11 protein-coding genes are annotated in these 23,172 nt (G+C 65.7%); 4 read left to right on the plus strand and 7 right to left on the minus strand.

Annotation, left to right across the window (positions count from 1 at the left end):
• Window positions 1-23: 23 nt before the first annotated feature.
• Entirely contained in the window at window positions 24-1,301 is a 1,278-nt protein-coding gene (locus ABFE16_08035; protein MEN6345243.1) for a glycosyltransferase family 9 protein, read from the minus strand.
• A 239-nt stretch (window positions 1,302-1,540) separates the two neighbouring features.
• On the opposite strand from ABFE16_08035, the gene ABFE16_08040 reads away from it, so the two are divergent.
• Genes ABFE16_08040 through ABFE16_08050 form a run of 3 tightly spaced genes read left to right on the plus strand, consistent with a single transcriptional unit; the run spans window position 1,541 to window position 5,575 of the window.
• Window positions 1,541-2,458 (plus strand): efflux RND transporter periplasmic adaptor subunit, encoded by a 918-nt coding sequence (locus tag ABFE16_08040; GenBank protein ID MEN6345244.1) that lies wholly within the window; start codon window positions 1,541-1,543, stop codon window positions 2,456-2,458.
• A 2-nt stretch (window positions 2,459-2,460) separates the two neighbouring features.
• Window positions 2,461-3,177, plus strand: coding sequence for an ABC transporter ATP-binding protein (locus ABFE16_08045; GenBank protein ID MEN6345245.1), 717 nt, complete (start codon window positions 2,461-2,463; stop codon window positions 3,175-3,177).
• Window positions 3,146-5,575 (plus strand): ABC transporter permease, encoded by a 2,430-nt coding sequence (locus ABFE16_08050; protein ID MEN6345246.1) that lies wholly within the window; start codon window positions 3,146-3,148, stop codon window positions 5,573-5,575. The genes ABFE16_08045 and ABFE16_08050 overlap by 32 nt, the downstream gene beginning before the upstream one ends.
• Before the next feature lie 104 nt (window positions 5,576-5,679).
• Here the strand turns inward: ABFE16_08050 and ABFE16_08055 are convergent, their stop codons facing one another.
• From ABFE16_08055 to ABFE16_08080, 6 genes are all read right to left on the minus strand, one after another.
• Window positions 5,680-9,195 carry a PKD domain-containing protein gene (locus tag ABFE16_08055; GenBank protein MEN6345247.1) on the minus strand — a complete coding sequence of 1,172 codons (3,516 nt, stop codon included), beginning with the start codon at window positions 9,193-9,195 and terminating at the stop codon, window positions 5,680-5,682.
• 215 nt (window positions 9,196-9,410) lie between these two features.
• On the minus strand, window positions 9,411-11,354 hold the full coding sequence (locus tag ABFE16_08060; protein ID MEN6345248.1) for an ABC transporter ATP-binding protein: 1,944 nt from the start codon (window positions 11,352-11,354) through the stop codon (window positions 9,411-9,413).
• 289 nt (window positions 11,355-11,643) lie between these two features.
• Window positions 11,644-13,647 (minus strand): heparinase II/III family protein, encoded by a 2,004-nt coding sequence (locus ABFE16_08065; protein ID MEN6345249.1) that lies wholly within the window; start codon window positions 13,645-13,647, stop codon window positions 11,644-11,646.
• Between the two features lie 41 nt (window positions 13,648-13,688).
• Window positions 13,689-15,401, minus strand: coding sequence for a beta-galactosidase (locus ABFE16_08070; protein MEN6345250.1), 1,713 nt, complete (start codon window positions 15,399-15,401; stop codon window positions 13,689-13,691).
• Between the two features lie 25 nt (window positions 15,402-15,426).
• Complete coding sequence (locus tag ABFE16_08075) at window positions 15,427-16,854, minus strand: hypothetical protein (protein MEN6345251.1); 1,428 nt, start codon at window positions 16,852-16,854, stop codon at window positions 15,427-15,429.
• Window positions 16,855-16,896: 42 nt separating this feature from the next.
• Window positions 16,897-19,860, minus strand: a complete 2,964-nt coding sequence (locus ABFE16_08080; GenBank protein ID MEN6345252.1) for a DUF4962 domain-containing protein — start codon at window positions 19,858-19,860, stop codon at window positions 16,897-16,899.
• Window positions 19,861-20,047: 187 nt separating this feature from the next.
• Between ABFE16_08080 and ABFE16_08085 the strand changes: the two genes are divergently transcribed.
• Window positions 20,048-23,161, plus strand: coding sequence for an acetylxylan esterase (locus ABFE16_08085; GenBank protein MEN6345253.1), 3,114 nt, complete (start codon window positions 20,048-20,050; stop codon window positions 23,159-23,161).
• The last annotated feature ends 11 nt before the right edge of the window (window positions 23,162-23,172 follow it).

Here is a 23,172-nt window from a genome sequence, read left to right on the forward strand (position 1 = left end):
CGAGACACCACGGCCCGGGGGCGCTAGCTCTCGGGCATCTCCATGTGAACCGAGGCGCGCAAGACCATGCCCGCGACCCAGGGGTGCGGGTGTGAAGCCTGGGGTTCGACGTCGGGCACCGTGATGGGCACCCCCAGCAACTCCGCTACCGCACGGGCGACCTGCGGCCACTCGATGAGCTGCAGGCAAAGGTTGGCACCACCACAGGGCGGCGCGTCGACTCGGTGGACGCAAGGCGAACAGTAGGCCTCCGCCCAGAAAAGGCGGAAGCTCCCCTCCAGCGGCTGGAAGGCTGCAGGCGTCTCAGGGCCCCACAGGGACACCGTCGGCGTTCCGAAGGAAGTCGCCAGGTGGAGCGGGCCACTATCGTTGGTCAGCATTGTGTCGGCCCGTTCGAGCAGGGCGAGGAAGGCACCGAAGGAATGAAGGCCGGCGGCATTCGCGATGCGGCGTTGCAGCGAGGCGCCGACCAGCTTGCGCACGGACTCGGTGTAGTCGCGCTCCGAGGGTGCACCGGTCATTACCACGAGCACATCGTCGCGTGAAGCGAAGACCTCCATCACGCGCGCGAAGCTCTCCGGACTCCAGCGTCTCTCCAGACACAGCTCCCCCGCATTCACGTTCACGATGAGCAGCTTCCTGCCGTCGGCGCCCTCGCTCTTGAGGAAGGCGTTGGCCTCGTCCCGGTCCTGCTGCGTCAGGCACGGCGGCAGAGGCTGCCCGACCTTCACCGTGAGACCGAGAGCGCGCCCCAGTTGGCGGTAGGCTTCCTGGGTATGGCGCAGGCGGTTCTCGTAGACAACATGCGTGTAGATGCCCTGGCGGAAGCGTGTGGTGATGAGGTAGAAGCCGGCGCGGTCTCGGGCACAGGTGAGAGTCGAGAGGATCGTCGAGAACTTCGAGTGCACCTCAAGGTCGATCACGAGCTGGTAGGGATGGCGCCACACGTGAAGCAGCCACCCTAGGACTGTGGTGAGGAGTCGCCCGTAGGTGCTGTCGTCGAGGGTCAGCACCTCGTCGATTTGCGGGAGGCGTTCGACCAGCGGACGGGTGCTTCGGAAGCAGAGGAAGGCCAGGTGGGAATCCGGGTACCGCTCGCGAAGAGCCTGAAGGAGGTGCGTCGCGTGGATGATGCTCCCAAGGCCAACGAGCTTGATGACGAGGATTCGGCGCGGCGGCGTCTTGAGCGAGTGGTCACGTCGCAGGATAGCACCGAGGACCCGTGCAAGGGCGTTGAGAAGGCCGCACAGGGGAGCCCCGATGAGGGTATCCATACGACGCTGTTGTTGTAGACGTGCCATGGGCCGCTCCGACGGTCGCGCGTGACAGGGAGTTGCGAAGGCTGCAGCACAGAGCCTAAGCGGCTTGTTCCCCCTGCGCGGGTGCGGGTCCTCCAAGCGAGGGTGGTAGTGTCGGGAAGGCACGGACAGGACCTCAAGGGACGGGCGCCGAATAAGTGCAAAGGTGTGGACCGGCTCTGCCGGTAAGTCCGAGCACTGTGAGTTGTCAGCGAACTGGGTCGGAGGTCCAGAATCTGCTCATGGTTACCGCGGCGAGACCTGCTTCGCGTCTGGCCCTGCTGCTCTTCGGCCTCCTGGTTGGGGCCATAGTGACAGGTTGTCGGCCGGAGGTGAGCGCGGTCGCCGTACAACGCGCACCACTGAACTACACGCTGACGGCCTCCGGACTCGTTGAGTCTGAGAGCTCGGACGTGGGCTTCCAGACAACCGGGCGGATCGTGCAGTTGTACGTGAAGGAAGGCGATCGCCTTCGCCGGTCGCAGCTCCTGGCTCGCCTTTCCCCTCTTCCCTCAATCCTGGATACGCTGGATGCCTCAGACGTTATCACCGCGCCCTATGACGCGCGGGTGGTGATGGTGTATGAGCGCGTCGGCGCCGTGGTGAACCCCGGACAGGCGGTGCTGCGGCTGATCTCCGACGAGGCGCCGTGGGTGACCGTGTTTGTGGAGAGCGAGGATGCGGTGCACCTGCGTCGCGGTCACCATCTGCAGTGTCGTGCGGGCGGGTACTTGAGTCAGGCCTGGGAACTGGTGGTGGAGCAGGTCGGCAGTCAGGCTGTGGTGCGGCCTGATCTCCCGGGGTCCTCGCGACAGGTGCGAGTGCGGTGCTCGGTGGCAAGCCCAGGCTTTCCGCTGGCTCCGGGCTCGGAAGTGGATGTCGACGGTGAGGTAGCGCTTGTCGCGGACGCGTTGCTGGTTCCGACGGCGGCGGTGGTGCGTGGTCCCTCGGGCGATCAAGTGTGGGTGGTGACGGAGGGGCGAGTGAAGGCACGACCGGTGCAGGTCGGCCCGAACAACTTCGATCTCATCGTGGTTACTCAGGGACTCCAAGAGGGCGAGACGGTGGTGGTAGAGGGTAAGGCCGGACTGCGGGAAGGCGAAAGCGTCAAGGTGCAGCCGGAGCCTGGGGCCACCACTGCGCATCGAGAGGGCGAGTGAGGATGCCTGGTGCTGAGGCGAGCTCGCACGCCCTGGTGTCGGTGGACCTGTGGAAGCAGTACCGCATGGGCGACGTCACCGTGGATGCGCTCCGGGGAGTGAACCTGGAGCTTCCCAGGGGGCGGTTCGTGGTGCTGGTCGGTCCGAGTGGCTCGGGGAAGACGACGCTGCTGAACCTTGCCGGGGGCCTCGATACGCCGACCCGAGGCGAGCTGACCGTCTTCGGCAGCCTGCTATCGGGGATGGACGAGCAGCAGCTTACTGAGTACCGGCGCAGCACGGTTGGCTTCGTGTTCCAGATGTTCAACCTCGTTCCAACCCTCACGGCGCTGGAGAACATCCGACTGGTCGCGGAACTGGTGGGCACCGACGAGCTGTCGGAGGCGGTGCTGGCGGATGTGGGACTTGCGGACCGGGCGAACCAGCTCCCGGCACAGCTCAGTGGTGGTGAGCAGCAGCGGGTGGCGATTGCCCGGGCGCTGGTCAAGCAGCCGCGGATCCTGCTGGCGGATGAGCCGACGGGCGCCCTGGACTTCGAGACCGGGCGAGATGTGCTGACGTTGATGTGGGAGGCGACTCGCAGCCGGGGCATGACGGTGCTGATGGTGACGCACAACCAGGCCTTCGAGAAACTGGGGGACCTCGTGGTGAGAGTGCGGAGTGGGATGGTGGCGGAGGTGGTTCCGGGTGCGGGTCTTCACCCCGGAGAGCTTCGCTGAGTGGAAGCGCGTCCTCGGCTCGAAGATGCTGTGGCGGAAGCTCGGGGCCGACATGCGAGCCCTGAGTCATCAGACCATCGTGCTGATGGTGCTGGTGTGCCTGGGAATTGCGCTGTTTGTGGGGCTGTACGAGGCGTACCAGAACGTCACGGGGATCTACGACAGGATCTACCGGTCGACGCGGATGGCCGATGCCTCGGTGCAGTTCGACCTCGGCCCGGCTAGTCTCGCTGAGCGAGCACGAGCGCTGCCCCATGTCCGCGAGGTTATCGGCCGGCTGTCGAGGGACGGCGCAATCCTCCAGCGCGGTCGTGAGCGAGAGCGGGTCATCGGACGGTTCATTGCCGTTCCACCGACGGGCAAGTCCACCGTGAACGGTTTGTGGCTGGTCGCGGGCCGATCGGTTGACAGTCCCCGCGAGGCGGTTCTGGAGCAGCAGTTCGCGAAGGACAACGGCTACGCGGTCGGCGACACCATCAAGTGCAGCTACCAATCGACAGAGCGTGAACTGACGATTGTAGGTCTCGCGACGAGCCCCGAGTACATCTACCCCGTTCCCTCTCGCCATGCGCTGTTCATCGCACGCGGGACCTTCGGCGTGGTGTTCATCTCCCAGCAGCGGGCTGAGGAGTGGTTCGGCAAGGGCACGCAGATCAATGAGGTCCACTGCCTCACGGACCCGGGGCACCAGGCGGAAGTGGTCGGAAAGCTTGAGGCGCTGGCCAAGCCCTACGGGGTTCGATTCGCGTATGTGCAGGACGAGCAGCCGAGCAAGAAACTGCTGACCATGGACCAGCAGGGTCTGGCGACCATGAGCGTGTTCTTCCCGGTGATGTTCCTGAGCGCTGCGGGGCTGTCGCTGTATGGGGCGCTGCTGCGGATCGTGCGGCTACAGATGCCGATCATTGGGACGCTTCGCGCCAGCGGATTCACGAGAGGAGAAGTGCTGACCCAGTACGGGCTGCAGGGCGTGCTCATTCCCCTGGGAGGGGCGATCCCCGGCGTGGTCTTCGGGCACCTGATGGCGGTGGGGATGAACCGGCTGTACGCAGGTGTGCTCCGGCTGCCCATGACCAGCGCGGCAGTGCATAGGGAAACGATGGTTGCCGGGCTGGTGATCGCGCTGACGACGGGACTGGTGGCGGCCTTCGTGCCCGCGCGGCTGGCGGCCAAGGTTCCCCCGGCGATGGCCATGCGCGGAGACCTGGAGGGTCGTGGTCGAGCCGCGCTGCGTCCCTTCTTTGAGCGATGGATTCAGCGGGTGGCGGTGTTCTACCGGATTCCGCTACGGGGTATCCAGCACCGAGCCTCACGCACACTGTTCGCAGTGGGCGGCGTCGCAAGCGGGACGATCATCATGGTGACCACCCTGGGGCAGTACGTCTCGACGCTGGACGCAATAGACGAGTTCCTCACCGGCACCCGCAAGTATGAGATTGACGTGCAACTGACGGGGCCGGACTCAGTGGCAGTCGCTCGGGCGGCGGCACAGGCTCCCGGAGGTGGCGCCGTCGCGCCGACGGTGAATGTGCCGGTCCGGGTGCGCAGCAGCTCGGGCACAGGGGAGCTGGTTCTCACCGGGCTGCCAGCCGGTCAGGACCTGCTCCACGTTCGCACTGTTGCCGGGGGCAAGATGAGGCTCCGGCCCGGTACGGTCTGGCTTCCGCGACGGCTGGCCGAGCGTTTGCATATAGAGCCCGGCGACCCGGTGCAGGTGGAATGGGAAGGGTCGAGTCGGCGTCTGCGACTGCGGAGAGAGATGCAGGTGGCGGGCCTGCTGGACGTCACGATGGGGAACAGCGCCTACGGGGAGTACAAGGACGTGCGGCGGTCGCTGGCAGACCGTGCGTGGCCAGAGAGCTCCTTCGGCGCGCTCTTCGACTGTGCTCGCGAGAGGAGCGAGTCTTTCCGGCGCCGCCTGGAGCGCTCGGATGGGGTTGTGGCGGCCATCACGACCGCCGACGTCTCGCGCGACATCGACCAGCAGATGGCGATGACCTACATCTTCATCGGGGTTCTGTTGGGCTTCGGCACGCTACTGGCGGGGTCGGCGATCCAGAGCGTGGCGACCGTCACCTTGCTGGAGCGTACTCGGGAACTGGCGACGCTGAGGAGTCTGGGGTTCAGTGCGAGTGCCACGGCCTGGCTGGCGGGGATGGAGTTGTTCCTGCTGGCGGTAGTCGGGTTGGTGCTCGGGCTCCCGCTGGGTGCGGCGATCAACGCGGCCTTCCTCAAGTCCTTCACTACGGAGAACATGGCTTTCCGGGCGATTCTGCCGGCCTGGGTGTTCATCTTCATCAGTGTGCTGGTGCTGGCCTTGGTGCTGCTGTCGGTGTGGACGGGTGGACGCCGCCTGGCTCGCATGAGCCTGCCCGAGGCGACGAAGGCGCGCGAGTGAGCGGGATAGCGGCAGGTTGTGGGAGAGGTGATCGATAGGGCGCCGGGAGAGGTCTCCCGGCGCCCTATCGGTTCGTGGAAGAGGCACGTTGGCCTGCGTTATGCTCAGCGTCCCCGTTGTGAATTGGCCACCAGCCACTGCAGCCAGGCGCTGCCGGTGACCGGCTGCCCGCCGATCCTTCGGATTGTGGCGGTCGTTGCGTCCGAAGTGAGGGAACGCGGCCCGCAGAGCAAGGGTTTGGTTCCCGTCTGGGCCGACATCACTGCCGCCCCCTTGTCGCGGGAAGGTACCCCGATCGGGAGCACTACCCCATCCCCCACCGACTGAACGCCACCCTCGAACCTGACTGAATCGCGATCGTTCACGTCAACCGTCACCGGCGCAGCGACGGCGATCCACTGCACCCAGGCTCCGGTCACGGCTTTGCCTGACAAGTCGCTCAGGTAGAGGGTAAAGCCGTCGACGCGATTGTTGACCGCGGCGGCAAGGACTGCCTTGCCGTTCTCTTGCGCATTGCACACGATCACCGGTGGAACCGCGAAGGGAGTAGTGAACTTGACGTTCGCACCGCTGTTGAGCTTGGCCACGTTGCCCTGAAGGTTTGCGCTTCCGGCGGCAGGACTGAAGGCAAGATAGCACAGCGTGGCCGCCAGGGCAGGCTGTCCATCGGCACGAAGTGCAGAGACCGCAAAGCCCCGTTCGGAGTTGTTCACTGCGCAGACGGCGAGGGGCGCGCTGCCCTCGACGGCTGAGAGGACGATGATCGGAGGGCTGCTGAAGGCTCGCGAGAAGGAGAGCTTCTGACCGTCCTTGCTTTTGACTGTGCGAGATAGCAGGAGGGGACGCGTGCCCCCACCAGCGGCAGGGCCCGTGCAGATCGCTACGAAGGACCGGGAGAGCACGGTCCGGTCGCCGTCGGTCTTGAGCTCCACGACAAGCTCGTAGGCACCGGTTGGCACGGAGAGGGACCAGGTCGGTGAGGAGCTGGCTGAGAGCCAGTCGCCAACAGTCCACTGGGAGGTGCCGTAGGCCCGGTGAAGCAGTCGCGCCTGGGTTGACTCGGTCAGCGAGGCGCGGACCGACAGTGCACCGGACGGGGCCGTCTGCGCCGTCAGGTAATCCACTCGCGAGTCAGTGGAGGCACGGCTGCCGGAGTCGTAGTTGGTGGCGGTGGTAACGGCCCAGGCACAGGGGCTCTGACTACTGTTGCGGTTCGCGGCGTTCCGGAGGTACACATGGCCCGTGCCGGGCTGCTTCACGCCGGAGAGGTAGAAGTAGTAGGTCTTGCCGGGGGTGAGCCCCGTGACGGTCATGTCATGAGTAGTCGAAGTAGTGGCGTCTTCGAGGTTCCCGCCCTGACTTGAGCTGGAGGGCGGGCTCATGGTGCGGTCGCTCCACTGGAGGCGGGTCGTGGTCGGGACGTCGGTGGTCCAGGTGACATGCACGGAGGTCGGAGTGCTCTGGAAGACCGGTGCCGAGGGTGTGATCGTCGGGGCCGACGAACTCAGATCGACCGACCCGGCACTCGCCAGGGGCGTCACCAGCGCCCAGTCGGTCGCGAGGTCATAGCGTGCCGAAGCTGTGCCGCCGCCCGTCGGCTGAGCCGAGATCCTCACATAGTAGGGCATCCCCATCGTGATACCGGTCGCCGTGAGGCTGTGGTTCTGGATCGGGGCCGTGTCTGTGACCGAACCCTCCTGCCCCGGAGCGGGCGGGCCTGCGAAGTCAGGCGGCAGGATGCGCCAAGTCAGGCGGCCGGTCGCGGCCTTGTCGGTTGTGAACTGGGCAACAATCTGCCCGGAGCTTGCGACGACCCGGACCGAGGTGAAGTCAAGGGTTGTCGGGTTCGAGGACCCGCCCGGAGAGGAAGACTGGCCGACGGAGACGCGGCAGATATCGTAGGAGCGGCCGCCCGTCGAGTCGTTGAAGAGGCTGGCGTTGGGAGCCGCATCGGGGACCTGCGGGTCGACCGTCAGAAGCACATCGTACACACCGGCCTGCGGGAAGGTGTAGGAGACGGTGCTCCCGGTCCGGGGTGTGCCGTCGCCGAAGTCCCAGGTGTAGTTGACGGACTGCTGGTTCTCGGGAAGGCGGCTCGTATCGGCGGTGAAGGTGACCGACTGTCCCGGTGAGATCGTGCGCCAGGGACCGGCCTCGGCGATGTTGGCGGTGAAGGCCGGCTGCAGTGTGAGCCACGCCTGAGCGGCAGTCTGCTCATCGGCGGCGGCACCGGTCGCAACCAGTTCGGCGGTGACCTCCATTTTGTCGAAGTGACTGACGCCCATATCGTAGGCGCGGAGGATGACCTGACCGCGCCAGCCGAAGGAGAGCTGCTGAAGGCCCTTGGTGGCGAAACTGGTAGAGACCGAGGTGTCGTTGTCGGCCGTGCTTGACCAGGAGGAGACGGCATCCCGCTGAGTGACGTAGCTCCACGGGTTCAGCCACTGGTCCTGCTTGACCCCGGCAAGGGGTACCGTCCTCCAGCCATCGTCAGTCTGCGGCGCACCAGCGACATGGAGGCGGAGATAGGCACGCCCGCGGTACTGCGAAGTCGGGGAGGCGCCTGCCGTACACGAGGGCTCGATGGTGAACTGGAAGGGAATGCTGGCGGTGGTGAAGGTCTCGTTGAAGGTGACGGTTTTCGTGCGCGTGGCAAGGGTCGAGGTCGGGACCGTCAGGGAGTCGGTGGTCAAGCCAACGCTGCCGACCGTGTTGCGGGCAGGGGCGACAGAGGAACTCGCACCCGAGGGAACCGTGTAGTTGGGCACCTTGCGGCGGACGATCACCCGGTGGCCGAGACTGGGATCGTCCACGCTGTAGTAGTCGTCGCGAGTGGGACGACGCGAAGCTCGGTAGAGACGGGCCGCCTCGTCCAGGCCGATGACGTGGTTATCGTAGGCGATCACCAGCAGGTACTCGCAGGCGAGCATCGCTCCGAAGAAGGCGGCACCACCGGCACCCATCTGCGCACCGCAGCTCAGAGTGCGCGCCTGCCCACCCTCGTCGTCCTCGAAGTAGTACAGCCCGCCGAGGTCATCGAAGAGAGCCCAGCTCCCGAAGCCGTCCATGGACATTGCTGCAGAGAGGACAACCCAGCGTCGGAGGGGGTCGAGGTACCAGTTGGAGGGCAGATCGTTCGCCGAGAGCGTTCCGCCCCAGGCGTAGCGCTGGTAGTAGTAGTCAGGGGCATTGAAGGTGCCCGTGGCGAGGTTGGGGTTCGGGATGGGGGAACCGTTGAGTTGCTGGTACAGGGTTGTGCTGTATCTGCGCCAGAACCCGGAAGGTGGCGAGCCGTACTCGAAGAGCGCGCCGTTGGTCCAGGGAGCGGTTGTGGCAAGGTGTTGCTCCCACTTCGCGGAGCTCTGCACGTAGTTGAGCTTGGCCACGAGCGAGGGGTTGTGAGGCATCTCGAAGGTGGCGCGATTGCTCACATAGAGGGGCCGCCACTCCCAGTCCGTCGCAGTGAACCCCTCGGGATCGGGACAACTCGGCGGAGCGTTGTCGTAGAGAGCTGCGCCATAGCCGGGAGCTCCTGAGGCCGCCCAGGAGCCTCCCGCCGAGAAGAAGACCGGTCCGACCAGGAGCAGCACGAGAACCACGCCGGAGTCGAGTCGACGCATGGCAGTCCTCCCCAATCAGGCATGCAGGCGAATCCTTCGTCGGCGCATCTGGTGCGTCCGGTAGCGCGACCGCTGAATTGGGGCCACACCGGCTCACTCGCGCCACGCCCTGAATCCAAGGCCAGGGCAGGCCCCCGTTGGACCCTTCTTCGACGCACACTCATGCTTTCCTGCAGGAAGGTGCAGGACTGCGGACGGCCGGCAGAGGCTAAGGGCTAACTGCGGGGAGCTGCGGGAGTCTTCCTCGCGTCGGCGACCACACGGCTGAACTGCTGGTAGTAGAGCTTGGAGTAGAGGCCGGCGTTCGCCAGCAACTCCGAGTGCGTGCCGACCTCGACGACGCGTCCGCCCTCCATGACGACGATGCGGTCAGCGTTGAGGATCGTCGAGAGTCGGTGGGCGATGATCAGGGAGGTCCGGTCGCGGAGCAAGGCCTCGAGCGCCTGCTGGATCAGGTACTCGGAGGTGGCGTCGAGGTGGCTGGTTGCCTCGTCGAGGATCAGGATCCGGGGGTTCTTGAGCAGAGCTCGGGCGATGGCAAGGCGCTGTCGCTCGCCGCCGGAGAGACGGAAGCCACGCTCGCCGACGATGGTGTCATAGCCCTCCGGGAGGTCTGCGATGAACTCGTGGATCTGTGCTGCTTTCGCGGCCGCGACGATCTGCTCCTGCGTCGCGCCGGGCCTGGCATAGAGCAGGTTCTCGCGCACGCTGGCATGGAACAGGAAGGTGTCCTGAGTCACGGAGCCGATGTTGCGGCGCAGGCTGTCCTGGGTGATCGTGCGCAGGTCGTGGCCGTCGAGGGTGATGGTGCCCTCGGTCGGATCGTAGAAACGTGGGAGGAGGTAGGTGATGGTGGTCTTCCCCGCTCCGCTGGGACCGACCAGGGCGACTCGCTCACCGGGACGGATCTCGAAGGAGACGTCCTGCAGCGCCCATTGCCCGTTGTCATGAGTCGCCGCTGCCGCAGGCTCTTCTGTGGAGATCGGCCCGGTTGTCGAGCGAGGAGCACGCCGCGGGTACTCGAAGCTCACCTTCGTCAGGCGCAGGTGACCGTCGACCTGCTTGAGGTCGACAGCGTCCTTGGTGTCAGCGACTTCGGGGATCAGGTCGAGGTACTCGAAGATGCGCTCGAAGACGGCCAGGGCGCCCTGGACCTGCACATAGACACTCGCGAGCTGGCCCACGGGACGATAGAGGTTGGACAGGTAGGCAACGAAGGCGACGATGGTACCGACGGAGAGCGCACCTGCGATGGCCTGCTGACCACCATACCAGTAGATAAGGGCGGGGCCGGCGACGCTGAAGACCGAGAGGCACATGAAGAGCCAGCGGCCTGCCATGGCCTGCTTCACGGTGAGGTCGCGAACCCGGCGATTGTCGGCAGTGAACTCGCGGGCGTCCGCGTCCGCCTGGCAGAAGATCTTGGTGAGCACGCTGCCGCCAAGATTGAGGTGCTCCTCCATGAAGGCCAGCATATCGGCCTGGCTCTCCTGCGTCTCCTGCGAGAGGCGACGGCGGATCCGGCCCACGAGTCTCGTCGGGAGATAGAAGCTGGGGACGATGATGACCGCAAGGGTCGCCAGCCACGGGTCCATGGAGTAGATGACCACGAGTGTCGCGGTAAGGGTCATCACATTGCTCAGGATGGAGACGACGGTGTCGGTGGCGACGTTCTGGACGGCTGCCACGTCATTGTTGAGGCGCGAGACAATCTCGCCGGCACGTGTGGCCGTGTAGAAGCCAAGAGACTGCCTCTGCATGTGCCGGTAGAGCTGGTTGCGCAGGTCGTAGACGATGCCCTGGCTGATGCTCGCGTTCAGCCAGTTCTGCAGCACACCGATGAAGCCGCCGGTGATGGAGAGAGCGACGATTGCGCCGACCAGAAGGTGAAGAAGGCCGGGGTTCTTGTGGGGTATGGCCTGGTCGAGGATGCCGCGGACGCACAAGGGCGGCAGCACCCCAAGTCCGGAACTTGCGGCGATGCACAGCACGATGACGATCCACTGGACCCAGTAGGGACGGAAGTAGGAGGCAACGCGGCCCACCCGTGCCCGAGTTATGGGCAAGGGCACAAAATCGGGACCGACCATCGGTTGGCGCTGCAGACCATAGGTGCGGCCCATTCCTCCTACAGTTCGCTCAAATCCCATCCCACGCATAGGCATCCGACTCCTCGTTGGTCCAGACACGCTGCCATTTCAGGCGAACCTCCCAGGCCGCCCGGCGTGTGTTCGCGATTTCTCTTTCTCTTCATGACCTCCGAGACGCCCTGGAGGTTCATTATACCGCGGTCACGGCACCTCACGCCCTTTGTCTCCCTCTCCACGAACGGCACCTCACCCCCGTCTCGCTGTCGCTCGACTCCCCCTCTCCACGCGGTGGCGAGGGGGAAAGGCAAGAGGCAAAGGCCAGCGGCGAAAGGTAAGGGCACCTCACTGACTGCAGCCCCTACCCGCGAGTCGTGGTCGAAAGGCGGAGGGAGTCCGGTGCGATTGCGATCTCGTCGGTCCTCCCGTCGGCGAAGAGAAGGCGCAGTTGCCCGCCGGTTTCGGTCTGCTGAAGGGTGACGGTTGGTGCGGTCTCGCCCTTGTCGAGGGCGCACAGGACTACGACGAAGTGAGGATTGGCTGCAGTGGTGGAGCCGGCCAGGTAGGGAATGTCATACTTCGGCGTGCGGCCGAGCGAGAGAGCCAGCGGCTGCGGGCCGAAGGCGTAGACCTCACAGGCTGCCCCGTGGTTCCTGCCGAGTATGCGGGCACGGCCCGGGGCTTCGCCGATGACGATATCGTTGCGCTCGGCCCAACGGCTGGCGGTGTGAAGGCGCCACTGGAACTGATGGGGTGCCTGGTCGTCCATCGCGGCGTCGTCGGCGATCACAAGATAGGGCTGCGGGGCGCGGACGAAGAGGACGCTGCGGTGGAAGTGATGCAGGGAGTGGGCTGGATCGGCGGGATCATGTCGGTAAGCTCGGGTGGCATCGGCGAGGACGAAGGCGCTGTCGCCACGGTCCTCGAAGGCCGTGATGCGTCCCTGGGTGCAGGTGCCGGGTCCTCCGAAGGGCTGGCCCTCCCCGTCGATGACCAGCGTATTGTGGCACAGGGAGTCGTAGAGATGCGCCTCGGTGTCGACAACGAACTCCTCGCCCCGGGCGTAGAAGCTGAAGGTGCCCTCGTCGGGGTGATCCCAGATTCCGGTCATGCCCTCGCCACAGTTCACGGCCACTAAGGAGCCGCGCTCGCCCCAGCCGTCGCGGATCGCGACCTCGCCACGCTCGAAGCGCTGACTGAGGGGAAGGTGTGCAGCGACCGGGTCCTGGGCGACGAGGTCCGGGGCACACCAGAGGATCACGAAGGGAAGCTCGGCAGAGAGTCCCGTGCCAAGGCCCGGGTCGCGGGTTGTGAAGTCTGCCGGGTTCATCAGGCGCAACCAGGCCCAGTAGCCCACCAGATCCTGCTGCCGCGCGACGAGGTAGAGCATCGAGCCGGAGGGCGCCAGGGAAGGTGCAGTCTGGTTGGTCGGCACGAAGCGACGTGCCGAAGGGAGGAGCTGCCACAGCAGGTAGCGCGGGGCCTGAAAGACGCCACGAAGGCCTTGCAGGAGGTCGACGCCTGAGAGATCGCGGTATGCAAGGGCAGCCGGGACTGTGCTGTGGAGGCCATACCACAGGTAGCCAAGGCCCTCGTAGGGTGCGCCTGTGGCGTCGACGGTGTTCTCGAAGTACCCCCGCACGCGAGGAACCGCATAGCTCAGCCAGTCGTCGTGGCCGCCAAGGGCCATCGCGCAGAGGGCCAGGCCACCGTGGACGATGGCTGAGTGGTTGTGCGCCAGGCGATTGCGGACGAGGGCGCCGATGGGCACGCCGGAGCCTACTGTTCGCGGTCGGGGTGACTCGGCGAAGAGCCAGGCACCGAACTCAGCGATCTCGGCAGCCACCAGCTCGCGCTGCGCCGAAGTCATGCTCGGATAGAGCCAGTCGTAGGCAAGAGTATAGGCAAGGGCGGCATCGCCGACGGCCAGGTGATCATTGAAGGCGATGAAGTCTGCGGTGCTGAGTTGCTCGGCCGCTGCGCAGAGGACCTCGACCGCCTTGGTGGTGTAGCGGGCGTCCTCGGAGAGGAGGCCTGTCAGGGCCAGAGTCCAGAGGTGGTCCTGCAACATGCGCCCGGTGTAGGCCTTGGAGGTCAGGTAAGGGTTCGTCGGGAGTCGCAGGAACAGGTCTGCGCGGGCCTTGAGGAGCTGGTAGGCAGAGGCAGCGACGCCGCTCTGAACCTTGGCGCGCAGTCGCGGCAGGTCATCGGTGGTCAGGAGCAGACGAGGGTGCTTGACCTGGTCAGGCGATGCATTGCCTGGCTGGGCGTAGGTCGTCAAAGGCAAGGTTAGCAGGGCAAGGGCAACCAGCAGGGCTCGGGCGCCTGGGCTCGTCATGCTGTGTGTGGGTGGCTGTGGTGTCATGGCGTCTCCTCGGTCTTGTCTTGCGGTCTGGCGCGGAGGGCTCAGCGGTCGCACTCGTACAGGTTGATCGCAAGAGGGCTGAAGGTCATCGAGGCCACCTGGCCGGGCGTGAGAGTTGCGCCGGAGGTGAGGTCACGAAGGGTACCCTTCGCCCAGGGAAGCGGAGCCGTCTGCGGCTCTCGAGTGTGGTTGATGACGCACACCAGTGTCCGGTCGGCGGTCGTCACGCGTCGGGCTTCGAGCAGGCAGATCGTCTCGGGCGTGTCGAAGTGGCCGCGCTGCTGATCCCACTGCAGGTAGGGCACGTCACCGGTGCGCTGGTAAGCCTCCGGGAGACCTGGTGCAACGCCAACCACCTGCGGGAGGTTCTCTGGAGTCGTGACCGTGGACCGTGCCGCGAGCCTCTTGAGGAGCGGCTCGGGAAGCGGTCGGCCGTAGTCGTCGCTCGTGGGAAGGGAACCTGTGAAGAGGAGACGGACACGGTCGGGCAAGGAGGCCAGGGCCTGCGCCGTCGGTTGAGAGAGGGGCTCCGGGCCACAGACGAGGGTACCCTCGGAGAGAGTCGCGAGCTCGTCCTCGACGAGGTAGCGCCAGGGCTTGCCGAGGCAGGACATCCTCGCGCAGAGGACGGCAAGCGGGTGATCGCGTTGCTCCGTCTCCCAGGGGCCGTAGTAACCGGCGCGAGTGACCAGCACGCGGAGGTCCGCCTGCTCGTCGGCCTCGTGGAACTGACGCAACTGCGGCTCGAGTCTCCGCAAGTCGCGAAGGATGCCGGGTGTCGCGGCATGGACCGTGCTGATGGCCGGCTTCTGCCACTGCCCCCAGGCGAAGCTGGCGGTCAGGTACTCCCCCAGGATCGCGCTGAGGAAGTAGCGGTAGCGTGAGCGCTCCACCGACGGACGGAAGGCGTAGTTGTCGTGGTAGAGATGAAGCTCGGAGTTGAAGACCGGCTTGTGGACGGTGTCGGCGGCGAGCTTGAGGCGCCAGGGCGGGTATTCGGAGACCACATCGTCCCAGCAGGTCATGGTGAAGGCACCGCAGGCGCGCTGAAGGAAGGGGTCGAGGCTGGTCTTCGCGCCGTAGAGCTTCTCTCCGAGCACCGGCCGAAAAGCGTGGTCGAAGAGATAGCCGTAGAACTGGGCAAAGCGCTCCCCGGCATAGCTGCGCAGGTCGACGGCCGTCTGAGCCTGAGCAGGATCGCGGACCTCCTGGAAGGAGGCGAAGTCAGTGCCCCAGGCGGCGTTGAGCGTCGCCACGTCGCCGTACTTCGCGTGCAGCCAGCCCTGGAAGCCTGACCACCATCGAGGCGTCTTCTCCGGCGAACCGACTGCAGGGCCGACCTCGTTACCCAGGATCACACCCAGGACGGAAGGGTGGCCGGCGAGAACCCGGGCCCAGTCCGTCACGAGCGGAAGCGCCTGCTCGGGGTGCAGAGCCTGATCCTCCAGGCCGCCGCCCTCGCCCTTTGAACCATACTGGACGTTGTGGAGCAGGACGAAGGCCATCCCGTTGCGGTCGCACCAGTCGAGGACTGCCTGCGCACGAGCCTCCACGGGCGAACCGGGCTTCGGTAGGGTCCAGGCCCAGGAGGCGAACTTGAGGAGGTCAAAGCCGTCGGCCTTGATGCGCTCCAGTTCCTTGACGGCCTCGGCAGGCTCCTGGGGGCAGAAGAAGACCACGCCATGATGCATGGGCGTCGTCTCGGCAAGGGCAAGGCCGGGTAACAGGGATAGGCAGAGAACGGCAAGGCGCATGTCTGTACTCCAGGTGCGCGGTGTCCTAACGGTCGGCAAGGATCCTGAGGACAAGGTCATCGTCGAAGGGCGGCGACAGGAGCTTGCAGCTACCCGCCTGGTGCTGGAGCTCGCGACGCTGCAGCACTTCGCCACTGACGGGGCTCACCCACTCGGCGCTGTAGCTCCCGGCCGGAAGGCGAAGTGAGAGCTCTACCGGACCGCCGGGCTCCTTGCGCTCGGGGCGGTACAGGTAGAGCGCAACCTGGCGACCGGGCTCGACAAGAGCCTGGGCGACCACTCCCTGGGGCAGCGGGCTGTCGAGGACTGCGAGGTCCGGCGACATCCTCACGAAGTCGAAGCCGTGGAGGAAGCGGGAGAGGAACCCCAACTGACGGCGTAAGGTCGGAGTTCCGCCACCCGGCTGCTCCGGCGGGTACTCGAAGGTCCCGTCCTCGTGGCCTACCGTGAAAGAGTAGTCGAGGTTGTTATACAACCCGCCGCCGGATAGAAGGAAGGCCCAGCCCTCCATGCGGTAGCGGGCATCGGTGGTGCCGCTGAATCCCGTCTCATTGTCGCCGATGACGCGGTTGAGCTCGTAGTTCATCGCGACGGTATCCGGTGGAAAGGCGTAGTGGAAGTTGAGGATGGAGACCCTGGGGTCGGGGTCGGTGACTTGTGCCTTGTGGTTGGCGATGTTCTGGGAGATGAGATGGCGGTGCGCGAAGGACTTCTCGGCGTCGACGATCACTCCGGAGATACGGCGCTGCCAGCTATCGGGGACCTCGCGGACGTAGGGCTCGTTCATGATCTCGTAATAGAGGTTGTCGAAGTCGCGCAACTCGGCGACGACCTTGCGCACCATGTCTTCCTGGACAGGCAGCAAGCCCCCATGCTGGTCGAGGGTGTAGACCTGCTCGCGCGTTACCTTCCCCAGACCATTGATGCTATTGACCGCGTTCATCGGGCTCAGGCGCCACTGCTCCTCGCCGTAGAAGGGGCAGAACAGGTTGACCTCGACGATGATGCCCCGGTGGGAGGCCTGCCGCAGGAAGCCGGTCAGACGCGCGAAGTAGGCCGGGTCCCAGCGGGAGAGGTCGAACTTGTTGCCACCGTTGACATAGCCGGGCTCGTCGCTGCGAGCCCAGGGACAGAGCAGTCGTCCTGCAGCCGGTGCGAGGACGTTGCGGGCGATCTTGAAGGCACCCGGGTGCTCCATGTAGGCGCCGACGAAGGTGCGAGTGTGATTGAGGCCGCAGGCCTGGAGCGTGTCGAGGTACTTGCGGTAGTCGAAGTCGGCATTGAGCACCGCACCGTAATGCTCGCCCGAGGTGACCAGAATTGTGGGCCTGCCTCGGAAGAGGAAGTAGTGCGGGTTGTCGGGATGTAGCTTGAGCGGCTCGGCGGGCGCTGCGCCGGCCTGCGATAGAGCCAGTAGAGCAAGGGCTGCAAGGAAGAGCAAGGCTACCAACATCGCTATCGCCTCCAGACGAGAGAGGATCAGTCGGACAGCGGCTCAAGGTGTGGCGGCACGCATCGCGGCAACGTCGACAAGGAAGCTGGACTGGGCTGCGAAGGCGCTGCGTGGATCGAAGCAGATGAGGTCGGCACCCACGCGGACGGTGGCATCGTCGAGACGCTGGATCTGGGGGAAGGCCCCGCCGGGCTCCTGTGGATAGACGACGGTGAGGAAGCTCCAGTCCTTCGCCGGTCGGGAGTTGCTGATCCACAGGTTGTGGCCGCAGACGATGTTGTCCTTGCGCCACTCGCGGTAGTCCTCGCCGGTGATGGGGTTGAGGAAGCCGTCGAGGCCCTGACGGTCCTGCAGCACCAACTCGTCGGGATGGGATAGCTGCTGCAGGCGAACGCGGACCTTGCCGACGCTGTAGTCAAGGCGGAAGCTGTTCGGGTCGAAGTCGATCGGGTCGTCGGGCAGAATGTGATACAGCCAGGTGAAAGTGGCCGGCTGAGTGGTGGCGACGTCGTCGTAGATCACGAAGTAGCGGTTGCGCAGGTGGAGGATATGGCGCACGAAGCGGGACAGATAGGGCAGCGCCCGCTGCTGGTAGACCTTGTCGAGCGGGAGACCCCAGCGAGCGTAGTTGCCGGGCTGCGTCGGGTAGCAGTGGGTGACGTCGCCCGCGAAGTAGGTGTACTGGTCGCCGCGCTGGAAGCCGACGATGCGCCCGTAGGTCGGCGAGGTCTGCCCGGTGCCTGGCTGGGCCTGGCCGAGGCCGTCGATGAGGAGCGTGTTGTGGCTCATCGTGTGGTAGGCGAAGGCGTCCAGATTGGCTGAACTGCCGCCACCGTGGTTCAGCATCTGCCCGTAGGCGTGCAACTGGAAGGAGCCGTCGGAGTTGAAGGAGTGGCTGAACCCTCCCCGTGGGCGGCACTGGAAGATGACTCCGGTTCCCTCGTTGTAGGTGCTTCGCAGGCTGGGCGGTCCACTGGCCGCCATCGCCCAACCGTCGATCGGGAACAGGGCCACCGGGTCGCGCTCGGGCTCCGGTGTGGGCTGGTTGTAGTAGGCGGGAAGGACGTACTCGATCCAAGGACGGAAGGTGGAGAAGTCCTTGCCGCCGTACTGCTGCCAGTTGAGGAGGAAGCGGCCCTCACCGGTGAGGTAGGCGAACTTGCGCATGTGGGCCAGGTGATTGCCGGGCGAAGCGTTCGCCTGGTTGCCCCAGGCGTGGTGGTCCATACCCACGGGGATGACTCGGCAGAACCAGTCACCGAGGCGACGATAGAAGGGATTGCGGCCGAGGTGGGCCCCGGGCAAGGCCGTGTCGAAGTAGAGCGTTGCGTTCATGAGCCACTTGCACTTGGAGGTACCGTAGCCCGCGCCCTCGTTCCAGGCCTCGTCAAAGCCGTGACTGCAGGTGACGCCCACCAGGTAGTTACTGATGAGATCATACCAGGCCTTTCCGACCGGACTGTGCTCGTAGAGGACGAGGCCGCAGACGGCGGTGTCCATGGCGGCCTCGAACTGGTGACTGGCGGCCATGCCGGCAAGAGAAGAAGCCCGAACAGTGGGCTGACCGGCTCCGATGGTAGTTCGGTAGCGAAGGGTGACGGTGAGCTTGCGAGCGCCCTGAAGTGCGACGGACTGAGACCAGGCGCCTCGCTGAGTGCTGTCCCGGCAGAGGATGCCGACGGCACCTGTACCGTCGGCGCCACCCTTGGGGTCGAACTTGAGGTCGGCAGCGGTGCCGTAGTCGCTGCTTGACCAACCGGCCGGGGCGTTCGCGGTTGCCTGGGCGAAGTCGGGATTGCGCACCAGGGCGGTGCCCTTCTCGTCGGTCACCTGCACGCGGTCCCACCACACCTCACCGGCGCTGTAGTAGTTGAAGGGCTCGATCGCCACGTGAGTGGCGCCCGCGGGAACGGGCACCTCCCAAGTCTGCTCGCGCCACTGGTCACTGGGCATGACGGTCTGCCGGGAATCGCCAAGCTGCAGGGACCGGTTCGCCTCGGAGCGGAAGGTCAGGCGGAGCATGCCGCCACGTCCACCACCGGCGGCCCAGGAGAAACGGTTCATGATGTGGTCAACGCGCCACTGGAGTGAGTTGATCATGACCTGGCGCTCGGATTCCGTCAGGTCGCGGTAGAGCCAGTCGAAGAGCAGCGCCAGGTGCTCGTTGCCCTGGGTCGCGTCCTCGCTGCCGTCGCCGCCGAGACCTTCAGGAGAGGAACGTCCACCGGGAGGATAGGCGGCCCACTGCAGTGCCCGCTCCTTGACGGCGGCGTAGCGCGGATCGCCGGTCATCCGCCAGACGAAGCAGACGGTGACCAGGTCCTCGGCGATGCTGTAGAAGGGCTGCTGCGGCTCGGTTCGCCGGTCGGAAGTCGGGAAAACAGCCCACCAGGGCTTCCTGAGGATGCTGTCGGCACGCTGGATCATGTAGTCGAGGGCGGCCCTCGAGGAGGGGTTCTCCTGCGCCAAAGCCCGGATACGAGGCAGGTTCGCGGCGGTGAAGAGCACTCGCGGGTGAGCGGGAGTGGGAAGCTTCGGGACGGCGAGAGCGGAGCGGTCCCACTGGCTCGCCTGCGGGGAAAGGGTGAAGGACCGGACGGCACTGAAGCGCTGCTTCGGGGTGCCGAGGTCGTAGCCAAGGCGCCAGTACCACTTGGACGAGCCCGTCAGTACCGGCAGGGCATTGTAGAAGTTGTAGGGACTCGTCACGTTGACGACTGGGTCGGAGCAGTCGGGATTGGCGGAGATCTGCAAGGTGAAGGAGTGACTCGTGTCCGACCAGTCCTTCGGCCAGTCAGGCCACAACGGCCAGCTCATGCGTGGTGGGTTGAGGTCGACAACCTCGCCGTCGAAGGGACGCCAGTTGACGTAGCGGCTGTAGTGACTGCGCGGATTGTCGGGCACACGTGCGGCCGCGCCAATCCGCAGGGGCTCGCAACTCGTCTCGCAGGCAAGGCAGATCAGGGTCAGGACTGCAGCCAGACCCGTCAGTTCACGCAGCAACATTGCCACCGACCTCCCTGCATTGAAAGCGCCGGGGATGCGCTTGGGTATGGGTTGGGTTCGCCGCACAGGTGATAGACGCCTGCCGCCTGCCGGAAGGTCGGACCGGGCAAGGATGAAGGGTGGCAGGTTTGGCGCTGCTCGGGGTGGAACCGCCCCTCACCACCGTTCAGGAGGAGGGAGTCTGCTCATGCCGTCACGAGTGCTGATGGTCTCGCTGTGTCTCGGGACACTGCCCCTTTGTGGTGTCATGCCCGCTGGAGCCCAGGCGAACCTGGTGCCGAACCCGGGCTTCGAACTGGCCGATGGGGACGCCCCTGCCTTCTGGGAGATGCGCACGCCGACCGACGAGGTGCGCGAACTGAGCTGGTCGGCTGAGGTGGCCCACAGCGGACGACACTCGATGTGCATCCGCAACAACGCCGCCGTGATCAGCCGGTGGCGCACGGGCTACCTTGGCGATCTGGTGATCAAGCCTGGGTCCCGGTGCGAACTGAGCGGTTGGGTGAAGAGCGCAGCACTGGAGGGCGTGGCTCACCTGCGGCTGTACTTCATGAGCCCGAGCGGGGAGATCCTGGCGCAGCCCGACTCGGAACGAGTGTCCGGCGATAGTGATTGGACGCGAGTGACCCTCACGACGACGGCACCCGCGGTGCCCAGCTACTCAATGGTATACCTGGAGATGAACGGTCGCGGGACTGCCTGGTATGACGACCTGGTGCTGAGCGCTGAGAGGGGTGGCGAGGTGCTCGGTGGCGAGAGGAAGGCTCCGGTCTGCGGGCCGGAGGACTTCTGGGAACTGAAGGGATTCGAGCGTACCCGGCGCGGTGACGCCTACTGCCTGCAACTGCCGCCGGAGGTGACAGAGGGCACGGCGCTGCTGTACTTCACGGGAGACACGGGGCGCTATGATGTCAAGGTGGCGTACTTGGATGAGCCCGACGGAGCGGCGACGATCTCGGCGAGTCTCAACGGTAAGGAACTGGGCTCGAAGACACTGAACGAAGTGACCGAGGGCACCGCCGACGTGCGCAAGGAGTGGACGCTCAAGGGCGTCGACCTCCAGCGCAACAGCAAGCTGGTGCTCAGGGGGAAGGCGGACGTGGGCGAGTATTGCCGCCTGCTGAGTGTGAGCTTTGCGCCGGCCGGGGGATTCTCCGGAGTGCTGCTTGGTGCCGACCAGCTTCCTCCGCCCCCTTCCCTACTGGTCTATCAGGGCGCCTCGGAAGTGGCTGCCGGGCGCTCGATGGTCGCGGCCTTCCTGGACAAGTACGCAACCGGTCCGCGGAATGCAGAGCGAGAGGCGCAGTTGGCGGCGCTGAAGACGCCAGCCGACTGGCTCGCCTATCAGAAGGGCCTGCGGGCCCGTCTCGCGGAGTATCTGGGACCCTTCCCGGCACGGACGCCGCTGAACCCGCGAGTGGTCGGGACGGTTGAACGCGAAGGGTATGCGATCGAGAAGGTGATCTACGAAAGCTGCCCGGGGTACTTCGTGACCGCCAACTTCTACCGGCCCAAGGGGCGAACGTTTCCGGTTCCCGGCGTGATCTTCGTCTGCGGACACTCGAACGAGGGCAAGGGATGGGTGCTGTATCACGAGACCTGCCTGGGGCTGGTGCAGAAGGGCTATGCGGTGCTTGCCATCGACCCGCAGGGACAGGGCGAGCGCTCAGAGTACTTCGAGCCGGAGACCCTGAAGAACCTGGTCGGCACTACCGTTCCGCAGCACCATCAGTTGCTGCGTCCTTCCTTCCTCGTGGGCCAGACGCTGGGCGGCTATCGCACCTGGGACGCGATTCGCGGTGTCGACTATCTGGTCTCGCGTCCTGAAGTCAACGCGGAGCAACTCGCGGCCGTCGGCAACTCCGGTGGCGGGCAGATGGCCCTGTTGGTGACGGCAGCGGACGAGCGGATCAAGGTGTGCGCTGCCGCCCATCCCGGCGGTAGCTGTGAGAACACCTACCTCAACGGGATCTCGCTCCGCGACAAGGAAGTGCTGAGCCTCATCGCGCCGCGACCGTGCCGGTTCATCGTAGGCAAGGACTCGGGAGAGACGCATCACGTGCCACGGGCGGCCGACATGCAGCGGTTCTACGTGGGGATGGGCTACGGGACCGACCGGTGCGAGGTGAAGTGGGTCGACGGAATCCACGACATGAAGCAACCCAAGCGTGAGGCTGCCTACGAGTGGCTGAACCACTGGCTGGGGAAGGAAGCTGAGGGGACGGCGGAGGCGAAGCTGGAACCGCTGACGGCCCAGGAGCTGTGGTGTACGGAGAGCGGGTTCGCGGTGAAGTCGCTGGGCGGAGCGACCGGACAAGCGCTGAACCAGCGGCGGCTGGCGGAGATTGCACCGCACCGCGTGGCACCTGCTTCGGCGTCGGAGGCGCAGAGACAGGCAGAGGCGCTGCGGAAGGCCGTTCTTGCGCGACTAGGGCTGCACGTGGCGGCGAATCGCCCGGCACCGGAAGTGCGTGTCCTGCGTGAGGTGACCGGGTCGGGGTTCACAGCCCAGATGCTCACCCTCCAGGCGGAGCCCGGGATCAACCTTCCGGCGGTGCTGCTGCAGCCGCAGTCACCTCGCCCCGGCGCGCCGGTGGTCATTCATGCGGCAGAGCGCGGGAAACCAACACGGTACGATCTGCCCTCGCTGCCGCTGAGCTTGTGTCGGGCGGGGTATGTGGTGCTGTCGGTGGATGTCCGCGACGAAGGCGAAAGCGATCCGATGGCCGGTCAGTATCCGGCGAGTGCGGCTGGGTACGTGCCGACGCAGTGGAGCAAGGACACTCGATCCATCACGGCCTACGGCTGCCTGGGACGCACCATGATCGGGATGCAGGCCTACGACGTTCTGCGCGCCTGTGACTACCTGCGGACGCGGCCTGATCTTGGCGGCCGCAAGACAGTGCTGGTCGGCGAAGGACTGGGCGGAGTGTGGGCGTTGCTGGCCGGTGCGCTGGACTCGACGGTATCGCAGGTGGTCACGCTGCATACGCTGTGCTCGCTGCGGCAGCTCATCGAGAACCCGTACCATGAGGTATACGACTACTTCTGGATGCCCTCGGCCTTGGCCGACTTCGACCTTCCGGAGCTGGCGGCGCTGGTTGCGCCACGACGCGCCCTGTGGATCGACCCGGTGGAGGCGATGAACAGGCCGGTGACGGCCAAAGACTTCGGGCGGTACGCGGGATGGTCGCAGGAGATGGCGACCGCGCTGGGCGGGTCGCTGGAGTGTGTGGCGACTGGCGAGGGAACTCTCGACCAGACCTCGGCGGAAGTGTTGCGGGCGCTGCAGACGCGCTGAGAGGGACTTGT

The organism is Armatimonadia bacterium, from assembly GCA_039679385.1.
GTDB lineage: Bacteria > Armatimonadota > Zipacnadia > Zipacnadales > JABUFB01 > JAJFTQ01.

Excerpts from the sequence above, each read along its gene's own strand:
- ABFE16_08085 (MEN6345253.1), top strand. The coding sequence starts at position 20,048 with ATGCCGTCACGAGTGCTGATGGTCTCGCTGTGTCTCGGGACACTGCCC.
- ABFE16_08070 (MEN6345250.1), bottom strand. The coding sequence starts at position 15,401 with ATGCGCCTTGCCGTTCTCTGCCTATCCCTGTTACCCGGCCTTGCCCTT.
- ABFE16_08080 (MEN6345252.1), bottom strand. The coding sequence starts at position 19,860 with ATGTTGCTGCGTGAACTGACGGGTCTGGCTGCAGTCCTGACCCTGATC.
- ABFE16_08060 (MEN6345248.1), bottom strand. The coding sequence starts at position 11,354 with ATGCGTGGGATGGGATTTGAGCGAACTGTAGGAGGAATGGGCCGCACC.
- ABFE16_08055 (MEN6345247.1), bottom strand. The coding sequence starts at position 9,195 with ATGCGTCGACTCGACTCCGGCGTGGTTCTCGTGCTGCTCCTGGTCGGA.
- ABFE16_08065 (MEN6345249.1), bottom strand. The coding sequence starts at position 13,647 with ATGACACCACAGCCACCCACACACAGCATGACGAGCCCAGGCGCCCGA.
- ABFE16_08040 (MEN6345244.1), top strand. The coding sequence starts at position 1,541 with ATGGTTACCGCGGCGAGACCTGCTTCGCGTCTGGCCCTGCTGCTCTTC.
- ABFE16_08045 (MEN6345245.1), top strand. The coding sequence starts at position 2,461 with ATGCCTGGTGCTGAGGCGAGCTCGCACGCCCTGGTGTCGGTGGACCTG.
- ABFE16_08075 (MEN6345251.1), bottom strand. The coding sequence starts at position 16,854 with ATGTTGGTAGCCTTGCTCTTCCTTGCAGCCCTTGCTCTACTGGCTCTA.
- ABFE16_08035 (MEN6345243.1), bottom strand. The coding sequence starts at position 1,301 with ATGGCACGTCTACAACAACAGCGTCGTATGGATACCCTCATCGGGGCT.